At 73.3% G+C, this 19,192-nt stretch carries 20 protein-coding genes; 3 read left to right on the forward strand and 17 right to left on the reverse strand.

The features are described 5' to 3' along the window. Nucleotides 1-15 precede the first annotated feature (15 nt). From ACWCOM_RS05160 to ACWCOM_RS05170, 3 genes are all read right to left on the reverse strand, one after another. Nucleotides 16-1,668, reverse strand: a complete 1,653-nt coding sequence (locus ACWCOM_RS05160; protein WP_454547663.1) for a hypothetical protein — start codon at nt 1,666-1,668, stop codon at nt 16-18. Beyond that, the gene (locus tag ACWCOM_RS05165; protein ID WP_454547664.1) at nt 1,650-2,501 is read right to left on the reverse strand and encodes an ABC transporter ATP-binding protein; all 852 of its coding nucleotides are present in this window, start codon (nt 2,499-2,501) and stop codon (nt 1,650-1,652) included. The genes ACWCOM_RS05160 and ACWCOM_RS05165 overlap by 19 nt, the downstream gene beginning before the upstream one ends. Before the next feature lie 172 nt (nt 2,502-2,673). Further along, nucleotides 2,674-3,630 carry a tetratricopeptide repeat protein gene (locus tag ACWCOM_RS05170; protein WP_454547665.1) on the reverse strand — a complete coding sequence of 319 codons (957 nt, stop codon included), beginning with the start codon at nt 3,628-3,630 and terminating at the stop codon, nt 2,674-2,676. 236 nt (nt 3,631-3,866) lie between these two features. On the opposite strand from ACWCOM_RS05170, the gene ACWCOM_RS05175 reads away from it, so the two are divergent. Beyond that, the gene (locus ACWCOM_RS05175) at nt 3,867-5,096 is read left to right on the forward strand and encodes an AI-2E family transporter (RefSeq protein ID WP_454547666.1); all 1,230 of its coding nucleotides are present in this window, start codon (nt 3,867-3,869) and stop codon (nt 5,094-5,096) included. Between the two features lie 32 nt (nt 5,097-5,128). On the opposite strand, the gene ACWCOM_RS05180 is transcribed toward ACWCOM_RS05175, so the two are convergent. Next, the gene (locus ACWCOM_RS05180; protein WP_454547667.1) at nt 5,129-5,467 is read right to left on the reverse strand and encodes an ATP/GTP-binding protein; all 339 of its coding nucleotides are present in this window, start codon (nt 5,465-5,467) and stop codon (nt 5,129-5,131) included. A gap of 63 nt (nt 5,468-5,530) precedes the next feature. Between ACWCOM_RS05180 and nucS the strand changes: the two genes are divergently transcribed. After that, nucleotides 5,531-6,226 carry an endonuclease NucS gene (gene nucS / locus ACWCOM_RS05185; RefSeq protein WP_454547668.1) on the forward strand — a complete coding sequence of 232 codons (696 nt, stop codon included), beginning with the start codon at nt 5,531-5,533 and terminating at the stop codon, nt 6,224-6,226. 279 nt (nt 6,227-6,505) lie between these two features. Continuing rightward, nucleotides 6,506-6,709, forward strand: a complete 204-nt coding sequence (locus tag ACWCOM_RS05190; protein WP_058859157.1) for a cold-shock protein — start codon at nt 6,506-6,508, stop codon at nt 6,707-6,709. A 78-nt stretch (nt 6,710-6,787) separates the two neighbouring features. Here the strand turns inward: ACWCOM_RS05190 and murA are convergent, their stop codons facing one another. The 13 genes from murA to ACWCOM_RS05255 all read right to left on the reverse strand — a co-directional run bounded on the left by murA (nt 6,788) and on the right by ACWCOM_RS05255 (nt 19,170). After that, complete coding sequence (gene murA, locus ACWCOM_RS05195; RefSeq protein WP_454547669.1) at nt 6,788-8,065, reverse strand: UDP-N-acetylglucosamine 1-carboxyvinyltransferase; 1,278 nt, start codon at nt 8,063-8,065, stop codon at nt 6,788-6,790. A gap of 131 nt (nt 8,066-8,196) precedes the next feature. Continuing rightward, nucleotides 8,197-8,463, reverse strand: a complete 267-nt coding sequence (locus ACWCOM_RS05200) for a F0F1 ATP synthase subunit epsilon (protein WP_454547670.1) — start codon at nt 8,461-8,463, stop codon at nt 8,197-8,199. A gap of 2 nt (nt 8,464-8,465) precedes the next feature. Then, entirely contained in the window at nt 8,466-9,932 is a 1,467-nt protein-coding gene (gene atpD / locus ACWCOM_RS05205) for a F0F1 ATP synthase subunit beta (RefSeq protein WP_454547671.1), read from the reverse strand. A gap of 54 nt (nt 9,933-9,986) precedes the next feature. Beyond that, nucleotides 9,987-10,898: a F0F1 ATP synthase subunit gamma gene (locus ACWCOM_RS05210; RefSeq protein WP_454547672.1), complete on the reverse strand. Its 912-nt coding sequence runs from the start codon at nt 10,896-10,898 to the stop codon at nt 9,987-9,989. Between the two features lie 60 nt (nt 10,899-10,958). Beyond that, the gene (gene atpA / locus ACWCOM_RS05215) at nt 10,959-12,584 is read right to left on the reverse strand and encodes a F0F1 ATP synthase subunit alpha (protein WP_454547673.1); all 1,626 of its coding nucleotides are present in this window, start codon (nt 12,582-12,584) and stop codon (nt 10,959-10,961) included. A 148-nt stretch (nt 12,585-12,732) separates the two neighbouring features. Next, nucleotides 12,733-13,545, reverse strand: a complete 813-nt coding sequence (locus tag ACWCOM_RS05220) for a F0F1 ATP synthase subunit delta (RefSeq protein ID WP_454547674.1) — start codon at nt 13,543-13,545, stop codon at nt 12,733-12,735. Beyond that, nucleotides 13,542-14,096, reverse strand: a complete 555-nt coding sequence (locus ACWCOM_RS05225; protein WP_454547675.1) for a F0F1 ATP synthase subunit B — start codon at nt 14,094-14,096, stop codon at nt 13,542-13,544. The genes ACWCOM_RS05220 and ACWCOM_RS05225 overlap by 4 nt, the downstream gene beginning before the upstream one ends. Before the next feature lie 44 nt (nt 14,097-14,140). Further along, nucleotides 14,141-14,344: an ATP synthase F0 subunit C gene (gene atpE, locus ACWCOM_RS05230; RefSeq protein ID WP_062734762.1), complete on the reverse strand. Its 204-nt coding sequence runs from the start codon at nt 14,342-14,344 to the stop codon at nt 14,141-14,143. Between the two features lie 117 nt (nt 14,345-14,461). Then, nucleotides 14,462-15,253, reverse strand: a complete 792-nt coding sequence (atpB, locus tag ACWCOM_RS05235; RefSeq protein ID WP_454547676.1) for a F0F1 ATP synthase subunit A — start codon at nt 15,251-15,253, stop codon at nt 14,462-14,464. Between the two features lie 33 nt (nt 15,254-15,286). Further along, complete coding sequence (locus ACWCOM_RS05240; RefSeq protein ID WP_454547677.1) at nt 15,287-15,697, reverse strand: AtpZ/AtpI family protein; 411 nt, start codon at nt 15,695-15,697, stop codon at nt 15,287-15,289. After that, nucleotides 15,684-16,142, reverse strand: coding sequence for a hypothetical protein (locus ACWCOM_RS05245; protein ID WP_454547678.1), 459 nt, complete (start codon nt 16,140-16,142; stop codon nt 15,684-15,686). The genes ACWCOM_RS05240 and ACWCOM_RS05245 overlap by 14 nt, the downstream gene beginning before the upstream one ends. 8 nt (nt 16,143-16,150) lie before the next feature. Further along, nucleotides 16,151-17,263, reverse strand: a complete 1,113-nt coding sequence (locus ACWCOM_RS05250; protein WP_454547679.1) for an MraY family glycosyltransferase — start codon at nt 17,261-17,263, stop codon at nt 16,151-16,153. Continuing rightward, complete coding sequence (locus ACWCOM_RS05255) at nt 17,260-19,170, reverse strand: polysaccharide biosynthesis protein (protein ID WP_454547680.1); 1,911 nt, start codon at nt 19,168-19,170, stop codon at nt 17,260-17,262. Before ACWCOM_RS05255 ends, ACWCOM_RS05250 begins: the two co-directional genes overlap by 4 nt. Nucleotides 19,171-19,192 lie beyond the last annotated feature (22 nt).

Here is a 19,192-nt window from a genome sequence, read left to right on the forward strand (position 1 = left end):
CGAGCCGGTGCCGGCTCAGCGGAACCGGGCGACCTCCTGCAGCAGCTCCGGGGCCCGCCGGTCGTACCAGCGCCCGCCCACGACCACGCCGAGCCCGCACAGCAGCGGGCCCAGCACCAGGCCGGCGGCCAGCGCCGCCCAGCCCCACCCGGCGCTCCCGCCGGCCGCGTGCACGAGCAGGGGCACGGCCGCGGGCAGCGTGAGGACGAGCATCAGGCCCAGGGCCACGAACTGCACGAGCACGTTGAGCACCGTGAACCCCTCCGGCGTCTTCAGCGGGGAGGAGCCCGGCGGGGCCACCGGATAGGTGTAGCGGGCCGACATCACCGAGGCCAGGCCGCACCCGCCGAGCAGCGCCAGCACCGTGGTGCCCAGCAGCCCCGGCAGCAGGTGCCAGCGGCCCTCCGCCGCCAGGGGCACCAGCACCCCGAGCACCGCCAGCGGCGCGGCGACCACCAGCAGCGCGAGCACCCGCCCCGCGCGGTCGTGCACGCCCCGCAGCCCCGTGAGCAGGTGCAGGTGGACGGCGGTGTTGTCCGAGGAGACGTCGGCGGAGATCGTGTACGCCATCAGCACGGCCACCATGGGCCCCAGGGCGTGGAACAGGACGTTGGCCCCGCCCGGCTCCCGGATCAGCCACAGCAGCACGGCGATCGCGGGGATCACGAGCAGGCCCGCCGAGTAGCGCGGGTCCCGGACCCAGTAGATCAGGCAGCGGGCCGCGACGGCGGCCCAGGGGCGGGGCGGCAGCCGGTCGAGGAGACCGGCGCCCTCGCTGCCGGCGGCCGTGGCGGTCCGCTCCCCGGCGGTGCTGGTGAGGGCGCGCTGCTGGGCGACCCGCCAGACCAGCACCAGGGCGAGCACGGTCAGCACGGCCACGGCGAGCCGCCCGGCGGCCGCGGCCCACCGGCCGGCGGCGACGTCGGCCGGCAGGGCCCAGACGGCGCCCAGCGGCGTCCACGCCACGACCGCGGCGTACTCCGGGAGCCGCTCCCACACGAGCTCGAGCCCGCTCATCACCCCCGCGAACAGGGGCCCGAGGAAGATCAGGCCCACGAGCGCGAGCACCGACAGCAGCTCGGTGAGCCGGCGCCGGCGGCTCAGCCCGATCGCGAGCGCCGTGACGCAGCGGGAGCCGGTGAACAGCAGCGCGAGGGCCAGGGGCAGGCAGACGATCGCGGTGAGCACGGCCGCCGCCGAGGACCGCCAGGCGAGCACCGACCCGGCCACCGCGAGCGCCGTGAGCGCCCCGGGGACCCCGACGAGTGCGCCGAGGGCCTGCCCCCACTGGACCTGGCCGACCGTCAGCGGGAACAGGGCCAGCCGGGCGGGGTCCAGGGTCGCGTCGGCGCGGGAGGCGAGGACGGGCACCAGCCACCAGGCCAGGGTCGCCGCGGCCCCGGCCAGGACCAGCACGGTCCGCACGAGGGAGAGCTCCTCGCGGCCGAGCAGGTGCAGCCCCACGAGGGAGGTGACCAGCAGGAACAGGAAGTAGGCCGCGCCCACGACGGTGCCCACGAGCACCCAGGTGCTGCGGGTGAGGGTGTTGAGCAGGATCCTGGCCTTGAGACCCACGAGGTGGCGGACCGGCAGCAGCGCACCGGTGCGGCCGGGCAGGGACCCGTGCGGGGCCGGCGCGAGGCCGGGGCTCACTCCGGGCGCAGCCACGAGAGCTCCTCCCCGGTCTCCCGGCGACCGCCGACGAGCTCCACGAACCGGTCCTCGAGGGACGCCCCCGCCCGCACCGCGTCGACCGTGCCGGCGGCGAGCACCCGGCCGCGGTCCATGACCGCCACGTGGTCGCACATCCGCTGCACCAGGTCCATGACGTGGCTGGAGACCACCACGGTGCCGCCCGCGGCCACGAAGCCGTGCAGGATCTGGCGGATGTTGGCCGCCGAGACGGGGTCCACCGACTCGAACGGCTCGTCGAGCACGAGCAGGCTCGGGGCGTGGACGAGGGCGCCCGCCAGGGCGATCTTCTTGGTCATGCCCGCGGAGTAGTCCTGCACCTGGGTGCCGGCGTCGCCGAGCAGGTCCATGGCCCGCAGGAGGTCCTCGGCGCGCTCGGCCACGACCTCGCGGTCCATCCCGCGCAGCAGCCCCGAGTAGGTCACCAGCTGCCGGCCCGTGAGCCGGTCGAACAGGTGCACGCCGTCGGGCAGCACGCCCATCAGCTGCTTCGCCCGCCGCGGCTCGGCCCACACGTCCACCCCGGCGACCCGGACCGCCCCCGCCGTGGGGCGCAGCAGGCCGGTGGCCATGGACAGCATGGTGGTCTTGCCGGCGCCGTTGCGGCCGACGAGCCCGTAGAAGGAACCGCGCGGCACGTCGAGGTCGACCCGGTCCACGGCGACCTTGGCGTCCGGGGTGCCCGGCCGGCCGAAGACCCGGACGAGGCCGCGCACGCTCAGGGCGGGCTGCGCGGCGGGCGGCGGGGCGGAGGGGTCCGGTGCCGCGGACGGGACCGGGGCCTGGTGCAGGGGCGGCTGGTGGCTCATGCCACCAGCGTAGGCAGGCGGGGCCCGGGCCGCCTCCGGCGCACGACGGATCCCGCCGCACCGCTGCGGGGCCGGGCTCCCCCGGACGGCGGAGCCCCGCCCCGCGCGTCGGCCGCGGTGCCCGGTCCCGCACGTCGGCCGCGGAGCCGGGCACCGGGTGGTGGACCCGGCCTCAGAAGAGGGCGCGCATGAGGGCGCCCCGGGCCGTGACCACCCGGGGGTCCTCGGCGCCCACCACGTCGAAGAGCTCCAGCAGGCGCCGGCGGACGGTGTCGCGCTCCTCCCCGGCGGTGCGGCGCACGAGGCCCAGCAGCCGCCGGAACGCGTCCTCGACGTGCCCGCCCGAGACGTCGAGGTCGGCGACCGCCAGCTGCGCCGCGACGTCGTCCGGGGCGGCGGCGGCGTCGGCGCGCACCGTGGCGGCGTCCAGCGGCAGCACCCGCTGGAGCAGGTGGACCTGGGCGAGGGCGAGCTTGGCGTCCCGGTCCCCCGGGTTCTCGGCGATGGCCCTGCGGTAGGCGGCCTCGGCGGCGTCGAGGTCGCCCGCCTCGAGGGCGTCGGCGGCCTCCTGGTGCAGCGGGGGCAGCGGCTCGGGCTCGTCGGTGCGCGCGGGCTCCACGGTGCCCGCGATGCCGTTCTGCTCGGCCAGGCCCAGCAGCTCGTCCAGGAGCTGGGCCGCCTGCTCCGCCGGGACGGTGGAGTTGAACAGCGGGACGGGGCGCCCGCCCAGCAGGGCCACGACGGTCGGCACGGACTGCGCCTGGAACATCTGCGCGATCTCCGGGTTCGCCTCGGCGTCCACGGAGGCCAGCAGCATCCGGCCCTGATAGCGGTCGACGACCTGCTCGAGGGTGTCGGCGAAGGCCACCGACTGCTGGCTGAAGCGGGCCCACAGGGCGAAGACCACCGGGACCTGCGTGGAGAGCTGGGCGACCTCCTGGAAGTCTGCCGCGCCCACCTCGCGGCGGTATCCCCCGCCGGTGGCCTCCCCCGCCTGCCCCGCGGGGGCCGGTGCGGACGCGGCGGCCCCCAGGTCCACGGCCCCCCGCACGGAGGCCGGCAGGGCGGGCTCGGGCTGCGGGGCGGGTGCTGCGCCGCTGCGCGGCTGCTGGTGCGGGAACTCGTTCACAAGCGTCTCCTGGGGAACTCGGCGGTGGACCCGGCCGGGCCGGTGGGGGCCGGGCGGGTCCGGGACGGCGGCGCGGCGGGCGCCGCGGGTCTACGGTCGATTATCGACGGCGGACCGCGGCTCGGCCACCGGCGCGGGCCGGTGTACGCTTCCGGCGTGACCGGGGCCCGGCCGGCCGCGTGCGCGGACCAGCGCGCGGACGGGCCCGCGGCGCCCCCGACCGCACTGGAGCAGCCATGACGCCACCCGAGCCCGGGCCCGCGCAGGAGACCGGGCCGCCCCGCCCGGAGCCGGTCCGCGCGCGCCGCGCCGCGGCCGTCGACCGCTTCCTGCGCCCCCTGCCCGGGGCGCGGCCGCGCCGCCGCTTCGAGGTGCCGCCCGAGCGCGAGGAGCGCCCGTCGCGGCCGCCGCAGCCGCCGGGGCTGCCGCGTCCCGTGCAGACCGGGTTCCTGCTGGCGGTCGGGGTCGGCCTGGCGCTGCTCTGCTGGTGGGTGCTGGCCAACGTCGGGCCGCTGGTCGGCTGGGTCGTCACGGCCACGTTCCTCGCCCTCGGGCTCGAGCCCCTCGTGCGGTGGCTCGAGGCGCGGTCGGTGCCGCGCCCGGGGGCGGTGGCGCTCGTGGTGCTGGGCCTGGCCGGGGCGCTGGCCGCGCTGATCGCCCTCGTGGTCCCGCGGATCGTGGCCGAGGCCGCCCAGCTCGCGGAGCGGGTCCCCCGGCTCGTCGACGGGCTCCTCGCCTCGCGCAGCTTCGCGGAGCTGGACGCCCGGTTCCGGATCCGCGACTCCACCGAGCAGTGGCTGCAGGGCCTGGGCGGGCGGATCGGGGCCGACAGCGACCTGCTGGGCGGGCTGTTCGGCGGGGTGCTGGGCCTGGGCTCGGTGGTGCTCAACGCCGTGGCGGGGACCCTCATCGTGCTCGCCCTGACGCTCTACTTCCTGGCGTCCCTGCCGCTGATGACGCAGTGGGCCTACCGCCTGGCCCCGGCCTCCCGCCGCGGCCGGGTCCAGGAGCTCGGCGACCGGATGCTGCGCGGGGTCGGCAACTACGTGGTGGGCCAGGCGTGCGTGGCCCTGCTCAACGCCGCGGTGGCCCTGGCCCTCATGCTGCTCACCGGGGTGCCGTTCGCGGCGCTGCTGTCCCTGGTCGTGGCGCTGCTCGCCTTCGTGCCCCTGGTGGGCGGGGTGCTGGCCGGGGTCCTCGTCTCGCTCGTGGCCGTGACCGCGGGCTGGGGAACGGCCGTGCCGTACGCGATCGGCTACTTCGCCTACCTGCAGGTGGAGGCCTACTTCGTCTCGCCGCGGATCATGCGCCGGGCCGTGGCCGTGCCGGGGGCCATCGCGGTCATCGCCGTGGCGGCCGGCGGGGCGCTGTGGGGCGTGCTCGGCGCGCTCATCGCCATCCCCACGGCCGCGGCGGCGCTCATCCTCGTGCGGGAGGTCTTCGTCCCCCGCCAGGACGACCGCTGAAGGCCCGTGGCCGGCGCTCGGCCGGTCGGGGCTCAGCGGCGGGTGCGCCAGCAGCGCTCGTGCCAGTGCCGCCGGTCCTCGAAGGCGCTGCGCGCCCCCAGCAGGGAGTCCTGCTGCCAGACGACGAGGTGGGCGATCCCCGGGGGGATGGACCGGCCGCACCCGGGGCAGACGTAGGTCTTCACGGCGTTGGCGGGACGCACGTGGCGGACCGTCCAGTCGCCGTCGGGGGCGCGCTCCACCGCGGGCGCCGGCTCCAGGACCCGCTCCACCGACCAGGGCTCCCGCGCCGCGGCGCGCTGCCACTTGCTGGCGCGGGCGGCCGGGCCGCCGGCCCGGCGGCCTCGCGAGGAGTGGTTCGAGCGGGGCACGGCGACATCCTCTCACACGGCCCCCGGCGCGGGGCGCCCCCGCGGTTGGTTAGGCTGGTCCCCGTGCGTCTCGTCATTGCCGATTGCTCCGTCGACTACGAAGGGCGCCTGCGCGCCCATCTGCCCGCCGCCCGCCGCCTGCTCCTCGTGAAGGCGGACGGCTCCGTGCTCGTGCACTCGGACGGCGGCAGCTACAAGCCCCTGAACTGGATGAGCCCCCCGGCCCGGCTGCACGTCGGCGAGCCCGGGGCGGAGCTCGCCGCCGAGGGCGTCGTGCAGACGTGGACGGTGCAGGCGGCCAAGAGCGACGACCGCCTGGTCATCCAGCTCTTCGAGATCCACGAGGACGTCTCGCACGAGCTGGGCGTGGACCCCGGCCTGGTGAAGGACGGGGTCGAGGCCGACCTGCAGCGCCTGCTCGCCGAGCAGATCCACCTGCTGGGGGCCGGGCACACGCTCGTGCGGCGGGAGTACCCGACCGCGATCGGGCCCGTGGACATCCTCGCCCGCGACGCGGCGGGGGCGACCGTGGCGGTGGAGCTCAAGCGCCGCGGGGACATCGACGGCGTGGAGCAGCTCACCCGCTACCTGGAGCTGCTCAACCGGGACCCCCTGCTGGCGCCCGTGCGCGGGGTGTACGCCGCGCAGCTGATCAGGCCGCAGGCGCGGGTGCTGGCCGAGGACCGGGGCATCGTGTGCCTGACCCTGGACTACGACGGCATGCGCGGCGTGGACGACAGCGACGCACGGCTGTTTTGAGCCGGGCGCCGCGTCACGCGGTGAGCGAACACCCGGGCGGCGCGGATGATCAGCAGGCGAACAACGTTGACCGCCCCCGGGGGATGTGTGAAGCTGAACGTGTTCTTCGTTCCATGTTTTGCATGCTCGCAGAACGGGTAAGCGAGCGTGACGTTCGACCCGGATCCTGAGCTCCGGCCCCGCGGGGCCGGCACGACGGTCCTCGGCTCATCTCGTCCTACCGCCCTCCCGTGCACGACCTGTGCACACGTTTCGCACCATCTCGCAAGGAGAGATTTCATGGCCCAGGGCACCGTCAAGTGGTTCAACGCCGAGAAGGGCTTCGGCTTCATCACCCCCGACGACTCCGACTCGGACGTCTTCGTCCACTACTCCGAGATCCAGTCGGGCGGCTTCCGCACCCTCGAGGAGAACCAGCGCGTCGAGTTCGAGATCGGCCAGGGCCAGAAGGGCCCGCAGGCCACCGGCGTCACGGTCATCTGATCCGTTCCGCTCGCACCGGCTGAGCAGGAGCCCCGCACCCGTCCCGGGTGCGGGGCTCCTCCGTTGCCGGCCGGCGGCTCAGTACGCGGCGCCGGCCAGGTGCCGCTCGACGGCGGCCCCGGCCGCCGCCAGCTGCTCCACGAAGTGCTCGTAGCCGCGGTCCACGTGCTCCACGCCGTGCACGTCGGTGGTGCCCACCGCGGCCATCCCGGCGATCACCAGGGCCGCGCCCGCCCGGATGTCCTTCGCCTCCACGGGCGCCCCGGAGAGCACGGGCATCCCGGCCACGAGGGCGTGGTGGCCGTCGAGGCGCACGCTGGCCCCCAGCCGCTCCAGCTCCGCGGTGAAGCCCCAGCGGGCCTCGAAGACGTTCTCGGTGACCATGCCCGAGCCCTCGGCGACCGCGTTGAGCGCGACCACGAAGGGCTGCAGGTCGGTGGGGAAGCCGGGGTACGGCAGGGTGGAGACGTTGATCGCCCGGGGCCGCTGCGGCCCGGCCACCACCAGGGCGCCGTCGTGGGTGTCCACCCGGCACCCGGCCGCGCGCAGCTTGTCCAGCACCACGGCCAGGTGGCCCGGCTCCGCGCCCTCGATCCGCACGGTCCCCCCGGTCACGGCGGCGGCGAAGGCCCAGGTGCCGGCGACGATGCGGTCCGGCACCGTCCGGTGCTCGACCGGGCGCAGGGAGGCCACGCCGGTCACCGTCACGGTGCTCGTGCCCAGGCCCTCGATCCGGGCGCCCATGCCCTGCAGCATCCGGCCGATGTCGACGATCTCCGGCTCCCGCGCCGCGTTGTCGATCACGGTGGTGCCCTCGGCCAGCGTCGCGGCCATCATGAGGTTCTCGGTGGCCCCCACGGACGGGTAGTCCAGCCGGAACGGCGTCCCGCGCAGGGCCTGCGGGACGGAGGCCACCAGGTAGCCGCGCTCGATCTGCAGCACCGCCCCCATCGCCTCCAGCCCCGCCCGGTGCATGTCCAGGCCGCGGGCGCCGATCGCGTCCCCGCCGGGCAGGGCCACCTCGGCCACCCGGCAGCGGGCGACCAGCGGGCCCAGCACGGAGATGGACGCGCGCATGGCCCGGACCAGGTCGTAGTCCGCCTGGTGGTGCAGCACGGCCGGGACGTCGATCCGCACGGCCTTCTCCACCCGGTCGTAGGCCACCGCGCAGCCCAGGCGGCGCAGCAGCTCCGCCATGATGGTCACGTCGTGGATCTCGGGCACGTTGGTGATCGTGGACTCGCCCTCGGCCAGCAGCGCCGCGGCCATCAGCTTCAGGACGCTGTTCTTCGCCCCGGAGACGCGCAGCGTCCCCTCGACCGCGGTCGGTCCGTGCACGACGATCTTCTCTTCCATCCACTCTCCTGGGGCGGTCTCGGCCCGGCGCCCGCCGGGCCCCGGGTAGGGCCGGGGCCTCCGCACCGGTGGTACGGAGGCCGCGACTGTGCGTGCTGGTGGGCGGGGCGGCGGCCCCGCGCCCGGGCGGATCAGGCGGCGCCGAGCTCCACGTTGTCCGCCACGATCGTGACGCGGTCGTTGTCGACGAACACGAACCCGGAGTCGATGGTGCCCTCGACGCGCGCGCCGTCGACCGGGTCGAGCGCGAAGTCACCGGGCCGGAGCAGGCCGGCCACGGCCTCGTGCCCGGGCAGGATGCCGATGTCGCCCTCGGAGGTGCGCACGCGCACCATCCGGGCCGTCCCGGTCCACTCGGAGCGCTCGAGGGAGACGATTTCGACGATCATCTCGGCCATGGCTACTTGCCGCCGGTCCGGGTCTTGATCTCGTCCCACCGCTGCATGACGTCGTCCAGACCGCCGACGTTGTAGAACGCCTGCTCCGGGACGTGGTCGAACTCGCCCTCGGTGATCTTCCCGAACGCCTCGATGGTCTCCGCGAGCGGGACCGTGGAGCCCTCCACGCCGGTGAACTGCTTGGCGGTGTAGGTGTTCTGGGAGAGGAACTGCTCGATCCGGCGGGCGCGGGCGACGACGACCTTCTGCTCCTCGGAGAGCTCCTCGACGCCGAGGATCGCGATGATGTCCTGCAGCTCCTTGTTCTCCTGCAGGATCGACCGGACGCGGATCGCGACGTCGTAGTGCTCCTGGCCCACGATCTGCGGGTCGAGGATGCGGGAGGTCGAGGTCAGCGGGTCGATCGCCGGGTACAGACCGCGGGAGGCGATGTCGCGGGAGAGCTCCGTGGTCGCGTCCAGGTGGGCGAACGTCGTGGCCGGGGCCGGGTCGGTGTAGTCGTCGGCGGGCACGTAGATCGCCTGCATCGAGGTGATCGAGTGGCCGCGGGTGGAGGTGATGCGCTCCTGCAGCACGCCCATCTCGTCCGCCAGCGTCGGCTGGTAGCCCACGGCGGAGGGGATGCGGCCCAGCAGGGTGGACACCTCCGAACCGGCCTGGGTGAAGCGGAAGATGTTGTCCACGAACAGCAGCACGTCCTGGTTCTGCACGTCGCGGAAGTACTCCGCCATCGTGAGCCCGGTCAGGGCCACGCGCAGACGCGTTCCCGGCGGCTCGTCCATCTGGCCGAACACGAGCGCGGTGTCCTTGAGGACGCCCGCCTCCTCCATCTCGACCCAGAGGTCGTTGCCCTCACGGGTGCGCTCGCCCACGCCGGCGAAGACCGAGGTGCCGCCGAAGTTGCGGGCCACACGGGTGATCATCTCCTGGATGAGCACGGTCTTGCCCACGCCGGCGCCGCCGAACAGGCCGATCTTCCCGCCCTTGATGTAGGGGGTGAGGAGGTCGATGGACTTGATGCCGGTCTCCATCATCTCCGTGGAGCCCTCGAGCTCCGCGAAGGACGGGGCCTTGCGGTGGATCGGCCAGCGCTCGGTGATCTCCAGGGAGGAGGTCTCGACGTCGAGGGCGTCGCCCAGCACGTTGAAGATGTGGCCCTTGACCACGTCGCCCACGGGCACGGAGATCGGCCCGCCGGAGTCCCGGACCTGGGTGCCGCGCACCAGGCCGTCGGTCTGCTGCAGGGAGATCGCCCGGACCATGTTCTCACCCAGGTGCTGGGCGGTCTCGAACGTGATCGTGCGCGTCTCGCCGTTGAGCTCGTACTGGGCGGTCAGCGCGTTGTAGATCTCCGGAACGGCGTGCTCCGGGAACTCGACGTCGACGACCGGCCCGATGACCCGGGCGATGCGGCCCGTGGCGCCGCCCGAGACCGGCTGCCCGGCCTGTTCGCTGATGGTGGCAGTCATTTCTCTCACTTCACTTGTTCGTGGTGGTCAGTTGCTGGATCGCCGGTCGGCCCGTCACAGGGCTTCGGCGCCGCTCACGATCTCGGTGAGCTCGGTGGTGATCTCGGCCTGGCGGGCGTTGTTCATCAGGCGCGTGTACTTCTTGATCAGCTCGTCGGCGTTGTCGCCGGCGGCCTTCATGGCCTTCTGCCGGGCCGCGAGCTCGCTCGTGGCCGCGTGCGAGAGGCTCGCGTACAGGCGGGCGTCGATGTAGCGCGGCAGCACCGCGTCGAGGAACTCCTCCGGGTTCGGCTCGAACTCGAAGGTGCTGTCCGGCTCCTCCAGCTCGTCGAACTCCCGGGCGACCTCGTCGGTCAGGGCGTTGGCGTCCACGACCTCCAGCGGCAGCAGGCGCAGCACCCGGGGCTCCTGGGTGACCATCGACTGGAACGACGTGTAGACCAGGTGGATCTCGTCCACCCCGCCGTCCTCGTACGCGGTCTGCAGGTCCTCGACGAGCACCTCGCGCAGCTCCCGGGCCCGCTCCGGGCGGGCGTTGTCGGTGTCGCCCGTCCAGTTGCGCTCGTACGGGCGGCTGCGGAAGTCGAAGTAGGCCTGGGCCTTGCGGCCGATCAGGTAGACCTTGGTCTCCGTGCCCTCCCCGTGCAGCAGCTCGAGCAGGCCCTCGGCCTCCTTGAGCACGTTGGACGAGTAGGACCCGGCCAGGCCGCGGTCCGAGGTCATGATCACCACGGCGGCCCGGCGCACCTCGTCCGGCCGCGTGGTGAGGACATGGGAGACGTTGTGCTGGGTGGCGACCTGTGAGACCGCCCGGGTCAGCGCGTTCGCGTACGGACGCGCCGCGAGCAGACCCTGTCGGGACTTGTTGATGCGCGAGGTCGCGATCATCTCCATGGCCTTGAAGATCTTCTTCATGGACTTGGTCGACGCGATCTTGTTCCGGTAGACCCGAATCTGCGCTCCCATGTGACTTCCTTTCGTCACCGTGTCCGGTGCGCGGCCGCGGCGGCGCACCGGACCGACCGGTTACTTCCTGACGATCCGTTCCTGGTCGACCTTGGAGGCGTCGATGGCCTGGTGCTCCTCGTGGCCCGGCTCGATGCCGTGCTTGGTGCCCCGGAAGTCCCGCTTGACCTCGGCCACGGCGGTCTCGAGGGCGGCGACCGCGTCGTCCTCGAGCTTGCCGGTCCCCACGATGGAGTCCATGACGTTGGTGGTGCGGCGGACGTGGTCCAGCAGCGCCTGCTCGAAGTCCAGCACGTCGGCGACCTCGACCTCGTCGAGGTGGCCGTTGGTGCCGGCCCAGATCGACACGACCTGGTCCTCGACCGGGTACGGGGTGTACTGCTTCTGCTTCAGCAGCTCCATCAGGCGGGCGCCGCGGGTCAGCTGCTGGCGCGAGGCCGGGTCGAGGTCGGACGCGAACATCGCGAAGGCCTGCATCGACCGGTAGGAGGCCAGCTCCAGCTTCAGCGTGCCGGAGACCTTCTTCATCGCCTTCACCTGCGCGGCGCCGCCGACGCGGGACACCGAGATGCCCACGTCCACGGCCGGGCGCTGGTTGGCGTTGAACAGGTCCGACTGCAGGAAGATCTGGCCGTCGGTGATGGAGATGACGTTGGTCGGGATGAAGGCCGAGACGTCGTTGGCCTTCGTCTCGATCATCGGCAGACCGGTCATCGAGCCGGCGCCCAGCTCGTCGGAGAGCTTGGCGCAGCGCTCGAGCAGGCGGGAGTGCAGGTAGAACACGTCGCCGGGGTAGGCCTCGCGTCCCGGCGGGCGGCGCAGCAGCAGCGACACCGCACGGTAGGCCTCGGCCTGCTTGGACAGGTCGTCGAAGACGATGAGGACGTGCTTGCCGCCGTACATCCAGTGCTGGCCGATGGCCGAGCCGGAGTAGGGGGCGAGGTACTTGATGCCCGCCGCCTCGGAGGCCGGGGCGGCGACGATCGTGGTGTACTCCAGGGCCCCGTTGTCCTCCAGGGTCTGGCGCACGCCGGCGATGGTCGAGGCCTTCTGCCCGACCGCCACGTAGATGCAGCGCACCTGCCGGTTGACGTCCCCGGACTCCCAGTTGGCGCGCTGGTTGAGGATGGCGTCCACGGCGATCGCGGTCTTGCCGGTCTGGCGGTCGCCGATGAGCAGCTGGCGCTGGCCGCGCCCGATCGGGATCATGGCGTCGATGGCCTTGATGCCGGTCTGCAGCGGCTCGTGCACCGACTTGCGCATGGTCACGCCGGGGGCCTGCAGCTCCAGGGCGCGGCGGCCCTCGGCCTCGATGGGGCCGAGGTCGTCGATGGGCATGCCCAGCGGGTCGACCACGCGGCCGAGGTAGGCGTCACCCACGGGCACGGAGAGGACCTCCCCGGTGCGCTGGACCTCCTGGCCCTCCTCGATGCCGCGGAAGTCGCCGAGGATCACGACGCCGATGTCGCGGGTGTCGAGGTTCTGCGCGAGGCCGAGCACGCCGTTCTCGAAGCGCAGCAGCTCGTTGGCCATGACCGAGGGCAGGCCCTCGACGCGGGCGATGCCGTCGGAGGCGCTGCTGACGCGGCCGACCTCGGTTCGTTCTGCGGTGCCGGGCTCGTAGGACGCGGCGAATTCGCTCAGCGCGCTACGGACGTCGTCGGCATTGATGGTGACTTCGGACATGTCCTGTCCCTGCTCTCCTAGTTCGTGATCACTGCGTCGGCGGTGACCGTGAGTCCATTGTCGTGGCGGAAGACTGCGCCGGTCCACCGGCCGGTGCCGTCCGGCCGGCGGGGCGGTGCCCCCGCCACGGCGGCGCGCGAGCCTCGGCTCAGGCGCCGATCCGCTGGCGCAGCGCGTCGAGGCGGGCCGCGACGGAACCGTCGATGACCTCCTCGCCCACCTGCACCTTGAGCCCGCCGATCAGCGCCGGATCGACGTCGACCGTGAGCTTGAGGTCCTTGCCGTACAGCGTGTTGAGCTGGTGCTGCAGGCGGGCCCGCTGCTCGTCCGTCAGCGGGCGGGAGGAGCTCACGTGGGCGATCCAGCGCTGGCGGCGCGCCGCGACCTCTTCCGCGAAGCGCTCGACGAGCCGGCCCACCAGGGCGCCGCGCGGCGAGAGCACGGCCTGCTCCAGGAGCAGCAGCGCCTCCTCGGAGGCGCCCGGGCTGAGCCGGCGGGTGAGCTGGGTCTTCGACGCCACGTCCGCGCGCGGGTCGCTGAGCGCCCGCTGCAGCTCGTGGGAGCCGTCGAGCACGGTCTTGAAGGCGATGAGCTGGTCCACGACCTGCTCGATGCCCTCCAGCCCGCCGCGGTTCTCCGCGGACGCCGCGGTGAGGACCACCCCGGCGTGCTCCAGGCCGTCGGCGAACTCGCGGTCGTCGCCCCAGCGCCTGCCGGTCATCGTGGCGACGATCTCCACGGCGTCCGGGGAGACCTTGCCGGTGAACAGCCGGCGGACCACATGGGCGCGCTGCTCCCCCGAGTACGAGGGGTCGACCAGGGCCCGGCGGACCGGGCCGTTCTCGTCGAGAACGGCCAGCAGGGCGAACAGCTCGCGCGCGAGCGCGGGGCTGGCGGAGCCGGCCCAGCGCTCGGCGTCGTCGGTGGCCTGCTGGCGGTACTCGTTGGCTGCGTCCGTCATGACCGCGCCGCACCCGCGTTCCGCTGCTGCTCCGACTCGAGGTCGGCGAGGAAGCGGTCGACGACCCGGCCGGCGCGGGCGTCGTCGTCGAGGGTCTCGCCCACGATCTTCGACGCCAGCGTGGTGGCCAGCGCGCCCACCTCGTTGCGCAGCGAGACCACGGCGGCCGAGCGCTCCGCCTCAATGGTCCGGTGCGCGTTCTCGGTGATGCGCGCGGACTCGGCGTTGGCCCGGTCCTTGAAGTCGGCCAGGATCTTCTCGCCCTCCAGGCGGGCCTCCTCGCGGATCTTCTGCGCCTCCAGGCGCGCGCTCTCGAGCTGCTGGTTGTACTCGTCACGCGCGGCGGCGGCCTCGGCCTGCGCCGCCTTCGCCTTCGCGAGACCACCCTCGATGGCCTCGGTGCGCTCCTGGTAGACGCGCTCGAAGGCCGGCACGACGAACTTGATCACGAGGGCGAGCAGGATCAGGAACCCGATCAGGGTGATCGCCATCTCCCAGACATTGGGGAAGAGGGGGTTCGCCCCTTCCTCGGCTGCCAGCAACAGTGTCATGTTCGCGATTCCTGTTCTCTAGGGACTTGTACTTGGTCAGGCACTCAGCTGATGAACGCGAGCACGAAGCCCAGAATCGCGAGCGCCTCGACCACGGCGAAGCCGAAGAACAGCATCGGCTGCAGCACGCGCTGCGACTCCGGCTGGCGGGCGACGGACTGCATGTACGCGGCGAAGATCAGACCCACGCCGATGCCGCCGCCGATGGCAGCCAGACCGTAACCAATAGCGCTGAGCGAACCAGTCATGAGGGGTGTTTCCTTTCTAGGTGCCCGGGGGCCGGGCGTCGTAGCCGTGTTCGGCTCTGAACAGTTGAGGGTGGACCTGGGGCGTCCGGCCGGGACCGGACGGTTGCTCCGCCGGGATCAGTGGCCCTCTTGGAGGGCGCCCTGGACGTAGACGGCGAAGAGGAGGGTGAAGATGTAGGCCTGGAGGACCTGGATGAGGATCTCCAGGAAGTAGATGAAGATGCCCAGCACGGTGGAGCCCACGGAGACGATGCCCAGCAGCCCGCCCTGGGTGAGCAGGTACGCGGTCATCGAGGCGGCGACCATGAGCGCCAGGTGGCCGGCGAACATCGTGGCGAACACACGCAGGGCGTGGGTGACCGGGCGGATGATCAGGTTCGAGAGGAACTCGATCGGGATGAGGAAGACGTACAGGGCCTTCGGGACGTCCGGCGGCATGGTCATCTTGCCCATGAACCCGCCGAGGCCGTGGCGCTTGATCCCCATGAACACCCAGGTGACGTAGGCGATGCCGGCCAGCACGTAGGCGGAGCCCGCGTGGGAGAGCGTCGGCAGCTGGAGCACCGGGATGGAGCCGAAGAGGTTGTTCACGAGGATGAAGAAGAAGAACGTGAACAGCAGCGGGACGTAGGGGCGGAACTCCTTCTCGCCGATGATGTCCCGGCCGAGGTGGTTGCGCACGAAGCCGTAGCCGCTCTCCCCGAGGTACTGGGCCTTCGAGGGGACGAGCGCGCGGCGGCGGATGGCCCACATGAAGAATCCGGCGATCAGGACGACCGACAGGAGGACCAGCAGCATCTGCTTGCCGAACTCGAAGGTGCCCAGCTCGAAGAACGGAGGCAGGTGCATCTCATCGACGGTCGGGGCGGTGAATCCTCCGGTGGCGGGAAGCCTGAGGGCGGCGTTCAATGCGGGTCCTTTCTGCAGTGCTCTGGCCGGTGGTCACGGTCGGGGCGCCGAGTCCGGGCCGGACTGGTGCGGGTTGGGCGGATCAGCTCCGTCGGAGGCCTGGCTGCGACGCAGCCCCTCCTGCATGTGGAGGTATACGACGTAGATCCCGGAGGCGGCGCCGATGCACGCTCCCAGGACCACGATCCACCGGGTTCCCAGCACGCGATCCGCACCCCACCCTACCAAACTCCAGAACCCCATCCCGATCACCACGTAGAGGAGTGTCGTCAGGCCTCCGGACAGCCCGCCGCCCTCCACGAGCTCCCCCGCGGTGCGCAGTCCGCGGCCGCGGGCCGGCTTCTCCCGGCCGGTCCCCGCCCCGCCCGCGGGGCCGTCTTCCGGGACCGGGCCGGGCGGGTCCTCGGGGCCGCCCGCCGTGCCGTCGCGGTCATCCGTGCTCATGGCGCCCGGGTCTCCTGTCGTCGTGGGCCGGGGCCCCCGCGGGCCCCGGCGGGTCGTCGTGCCGGTCCCCGTGCGGGTCCGGCTCCCGGTCCGCGCTGGGGGCCTCCGGCCGGGCGTCCTCCTGGGCGTCCTCCCGGGCCTGCTCGCGGGCCCGCAGCACCGGCCCGAGGGCCGCACGCGTCCGCCGGGCGCTCGTGCGCCCCGCCAGGACCAGGGAGACGGCCAGCGCCCCCAGCAGGCCCCCGGCGAGCCAGCCCGGGGACAGCCAGGGCGGGGCGGGCACGGTGAGCAGCACCCAGCCGAGCACGAACACCTTCACCACGTAGCTCAGGGCGAGGGCGGGGGCCGCGACGGGCCCGGAGGCCCCCGCGGTCGCCCGGGCCACGAGCAGGGTGACCAGGTGGCTCGCGGCGATCAGCCCGGCCCCGGTCAGGGCGCTGAGCACGGCCCCGCTCACCGCGGGGCCCCGGACCGGCGGCGCGCCCTGCGGCGGGCGAGCAGCTCCGGCAGCACGAGGTAGAGGCCCAGCACCGCCAGGACGAACGCGCCCGCGAGCACCGTGGCCGTGGGCCCGGTGCGCAGGCCCAGGACGGAGACCACGCTCACGAGGACGGTGACGCCCGTGACCACGAGCGCGGAGCCCACGTGGGAGAGCCCGGCGTCGGTGAGCCGCTGGTAGACGTGCGAGCGGTGCGGCCGGTACCAGTCCTCCCCCGCCCGGACGCGGCGGAGCAGGGTCACGCCGGTGTCCGCGACGTAGACGGCCAGCGGCGGCAGGAGGTACTCCACGTAGACGCCGGAGAGGAAGGCGGCCACCGCGATGCCGGCCAGCGACCCGCCCAGCAGGTAGGAGCCGACGTCGCCGAGGAAGACCGTGCCGCGGCCCAGGTTCCACGGCAGGAAGCCGGCGAAGCCGCCGGCCACGGCCAGGCCCGCGGCGATCATCCAGGTCAGGTCGTTGGAGGCGCCGGCCCAGGCGTAGAGCAGCCCGGCGGCCAGCCCGTGCAGCCCGGAGATGCCGTTGATCCCGTCCATGAAGTTGGCCATGTTGACGTAGGCGGCGATCGCGAGGGTGCCCACGGGCAGCCACCACACGGAGGTGCCGAGCACGGCCACGAGCACACCGGTGGCGGCCAGCCCGATGCCCAGCTGCGCGGCCAGGCGCCCCCGCACGGAGACCCCCCGGTAGTCCTCGGCCCACCCGAGGGCGGCGCACAGCGCGGCCACCGCGAGCACGACCAGCGCCACGGAGCGGTCGACCTCCACCGTCCCGGCCAGCAGCGCGCCCCCGTAGGCCAGGAGCACCGCCCCGGCCACCGCCAGGCCCATGCCGCGCACCACCGTGCGCTGGTGGGAGGAGCGCTCGTTGGGCACGTCCAGCACGCCCCAGCGCGCGAGCAGCGGCTTGACCGCCAGGGGCAGCAGCAGGCCGAGCACGAGGGCGGGGACGCCGACCGTCAGGGCGAGCTCGCCCAGCCGGCGCAGCTCCTCCGGGTCCGGGGCGGCGCCCGGATCGGTGAGGTCCAGCCCGGCCGGGCGCAGCACGGGCGGCGGCGCGGCGCTCACGACGCCCGCCCCGAGGGGCTGCGCGGGCGCTGCACGGAGGTGGGCGGCGGCTGGGTGGCGGGCCGCACCACGGGGATCGTGCCGGTGTAGACCATCCCGCCGCGCACCTTCCAGGTGTGCCGGTCCAGCTGGGCCGGGTCGAGGCGGTCGGCGCGGGCGTGGGAGATCTTGGGGTGGAACGGCCGCTCGTCCGTCTCGCCCAGGCCGATGAGGTCCTCGTGCAGCTTCTCCCCCGGGCGCAGACCGGTGATCTCGATCTCGACGTCCTCCCGCCCGCTCATCACGCGCAGCCGCTCGGCGATGTCCATGATCCGCACGGGTTCGCCCATGTCCAGGATCAGCACCTCCCCGCCCCGGGCGATCGCCCCGGCCTGGATGACGAGCTGGCAGGCCTCCGGGATGGTCATGAAGTACCGGGTGGCCGCCGGGTCGGTCACCGTGATGGGGCCGCCCTGCCGGATCTGCTCGGTGAACAGGGGCAGCATCGACCCGCGGGAGCCGAAGACGTTGCCGAAGCGCACGGACGCGTACCGGCGCCCGGTCCGGTCCGCCATCCAGGCGGTGAGCTTCTCGGCCACGCGCTTGGAGTGGCCCAGTGCCGTGGTGGGGTTGGCGGCCTTGTCCGTGGAGATGTTCACGAACACCTCGACCTCCACCTCCTCCGCGGCCTGCAGCACGTTGAGGGTGCCCAGGACGTTGGTCTTCCACGCCTCGTCCGGGTACTGCTCCAGGAGCGACACGTGCTTGAGGGCCGCCGCGTGGAAGACCACCTCGGGGCGCCGGTCGCGGAAGATCGCCCCGACGGACTCGGGGTCGCGGATGTCGGCCAGGACGGTGTCGCGCCCGTCCAGCAGGCCGCGGCCGGTGATGGAGATCTGCGTGCCCTGCAGCGCCGACTCGTCGCGGTCCACCATGATCAGCTCCGCGGGCTCGAAGCCCACCAGCTGGCGGCACAGCTCCGAGCCGATGGAGCCGCCCGCGCCCGTGACGAGCACGCGCCGGCCCGTGACGTAGCCGGCGATCTCCTCGAGGTCGATGTCCACCGGGCGGCGGCCGATGAGGTCCTCCATGCTGATGTCGCGGAAGTCCACGGCCTTGTGCTTGGCGGTGAGCACCTCCCCCAGCGGCGGCATGGTCATGACCCGGATCCCGGTGCCGGCCACGGCGTCGGCGACCCGGTGCATGAGCCGGGGCTCGGGGCTGGACATCGCCACGATGAGCACGGAGGCCCGCGTGCGGGCCATGACCTCCCGGACGTCGTGCAGGGTGCCGAGCACCGGCACCGAGGAGATCCGCAGGTGCTTCTTGGCCGGGTCGTCGTCGAGCAGGGCCACGGGCAGGAAGTCGGAGTTCGGGTCCTGCATCATCCGGTGCACCAGGAACGTCCCGAGGTAGCCGCCCCCGTAGATCACCACGCGCTGGGCGGCGGCGCCCGGCCGGGCCGAGGCCTCCTGGTACATCCGCTTCAGGTACCGGAACGCGGCCATGAACAGGCAGGCGAACGGGAAGGCGATCAGCGCGGTGGAGCGGGGGATGCCGATGCTCGTGCCCACCACCAGCAGGAGCACCTGGAGCACCGCCGTGACGATGAGCGTGACGACCACGAGCAGCTTGGCCTCGTCGAAGCTGCCGAAGGAGTAGCGCCCCTTGTACAGGGCGAAGGAGAAGCCCACGACCAGCTGGGCGGCCACCGCCACCGCGGACACCACCAGCAGCCCCGGCACGGAGATGAACTGCAGGGCCATCTCGTAGCGCAGCACCAGGGCCAGCACGAGCGCCACGATCCAGGCGGCGGAGTCCAGGAGCATCTGGATCCACAGCCACGCCACCGGCTTCTCCGGGGTCCCCGGCGGGGCGGGGAGCACGGACGCCCCGGCGCGGGGGGTGCGCTCGGGCTCACCACTCATCGAGTCGTTCCTTTCGTGGTCG

It is taken from the genome of Kocuria sp. KH4 (assembly GCF_053711175.1).

Bases quoted from the DNA above. Each gene is read 5' to 3' on its own strand.
- ACWCOM_RS05165 (WP_454547664.1), bottom strand. From the start codon at position 2,501: ATGAGCCACCAGCCGCCCCTGCACCAGGCCCCGGTCCCGTCCGCGGCA.
- atpD (WP_454547671.1), bottom strand. From the start codon at position 9,932: ATGACTGCCACCATCAGCGAACAGGCCGGGCAGCCGGTCTCGGGCGGC.
- ACWCOM_RS05220 (WP_454547674.1), bottom strand. From the start codon at position 13,545: ATGACGGACGCAGCCAACGAGTACCGCCAGCAGGCCACCGACGACGCC.
- ACWCOM_RS05200 (WP_454547670.1), bottom strand. From the start codon at position 8,463: ATGGCCGAGATGATCGTCGAAATCGTCTCCCTCGAGCGCTCCGAGTGG.
- ACWCOM_RS05240 (WP_454547677.1), bottom strand. From the start codon at position 15,697: ATGAGCACGGATGACCGCGACGGCACGGCGGGCGGCCCCGAGGACCCG.
- ACWCOM_RS05175 (WP_454547666.1), top strand. From the start codon at position 3,867: ATGACGCCACCCGAGCCCGGGCCCGCGCAGGAGACCGGGCCGCCCCGC.
- ACWCOM_RS05210 (WP_454547672.1), bottom strand. From the start codon at position 10,898: ATGGGAGCGCAGATTCGGGTCTACCGGAACAAGATCGCGTCGACCAAG.
- atpA (WP_454547673.1), bottom strand. From the start codon at position 12,584: ATGTCCGAAGTCACCATCAATGCCGACGACGTCCGTAGCGCGCTGAGC.
- ACWCOM_RS05190 (WP_058859157.1), top strand. From the start codon at position 6,506: ATGGCCCAGGGCACCGTCAAGTGGTTCAACGCCGAGAAGGGCTTCGGC.
- ACWCOM_RS05255 (WP_454547680.1), bottom strand. From the start codon at position 19,170: ATGAGTGGTGAGCCCGAGCGCACCCCCCGCGCCGGGGCGTCCGTGCTC.
- atpE (WP_062734762.1), bottom strand. From the start codon at position 14,344: ATGACTGGTTCGCTCAGCGCTATTGGTTACGGTCTGGCTGCCATCGGC.
- murA (WP_454547669.1), bottom strand. From the start codon at position 8,065: ATGGAAGAGAAGATCGTCGTGCACGGACCGACCGCGGTCGAGGGGACG.
- ACWCOM_RS05225 (WP_454547675.1), bottom strand. From the start codon at position 14,096: ATGACACTGTTGCTGGCAGCCGAGGAAGGGGCGAACCCCCTCTTCCCC.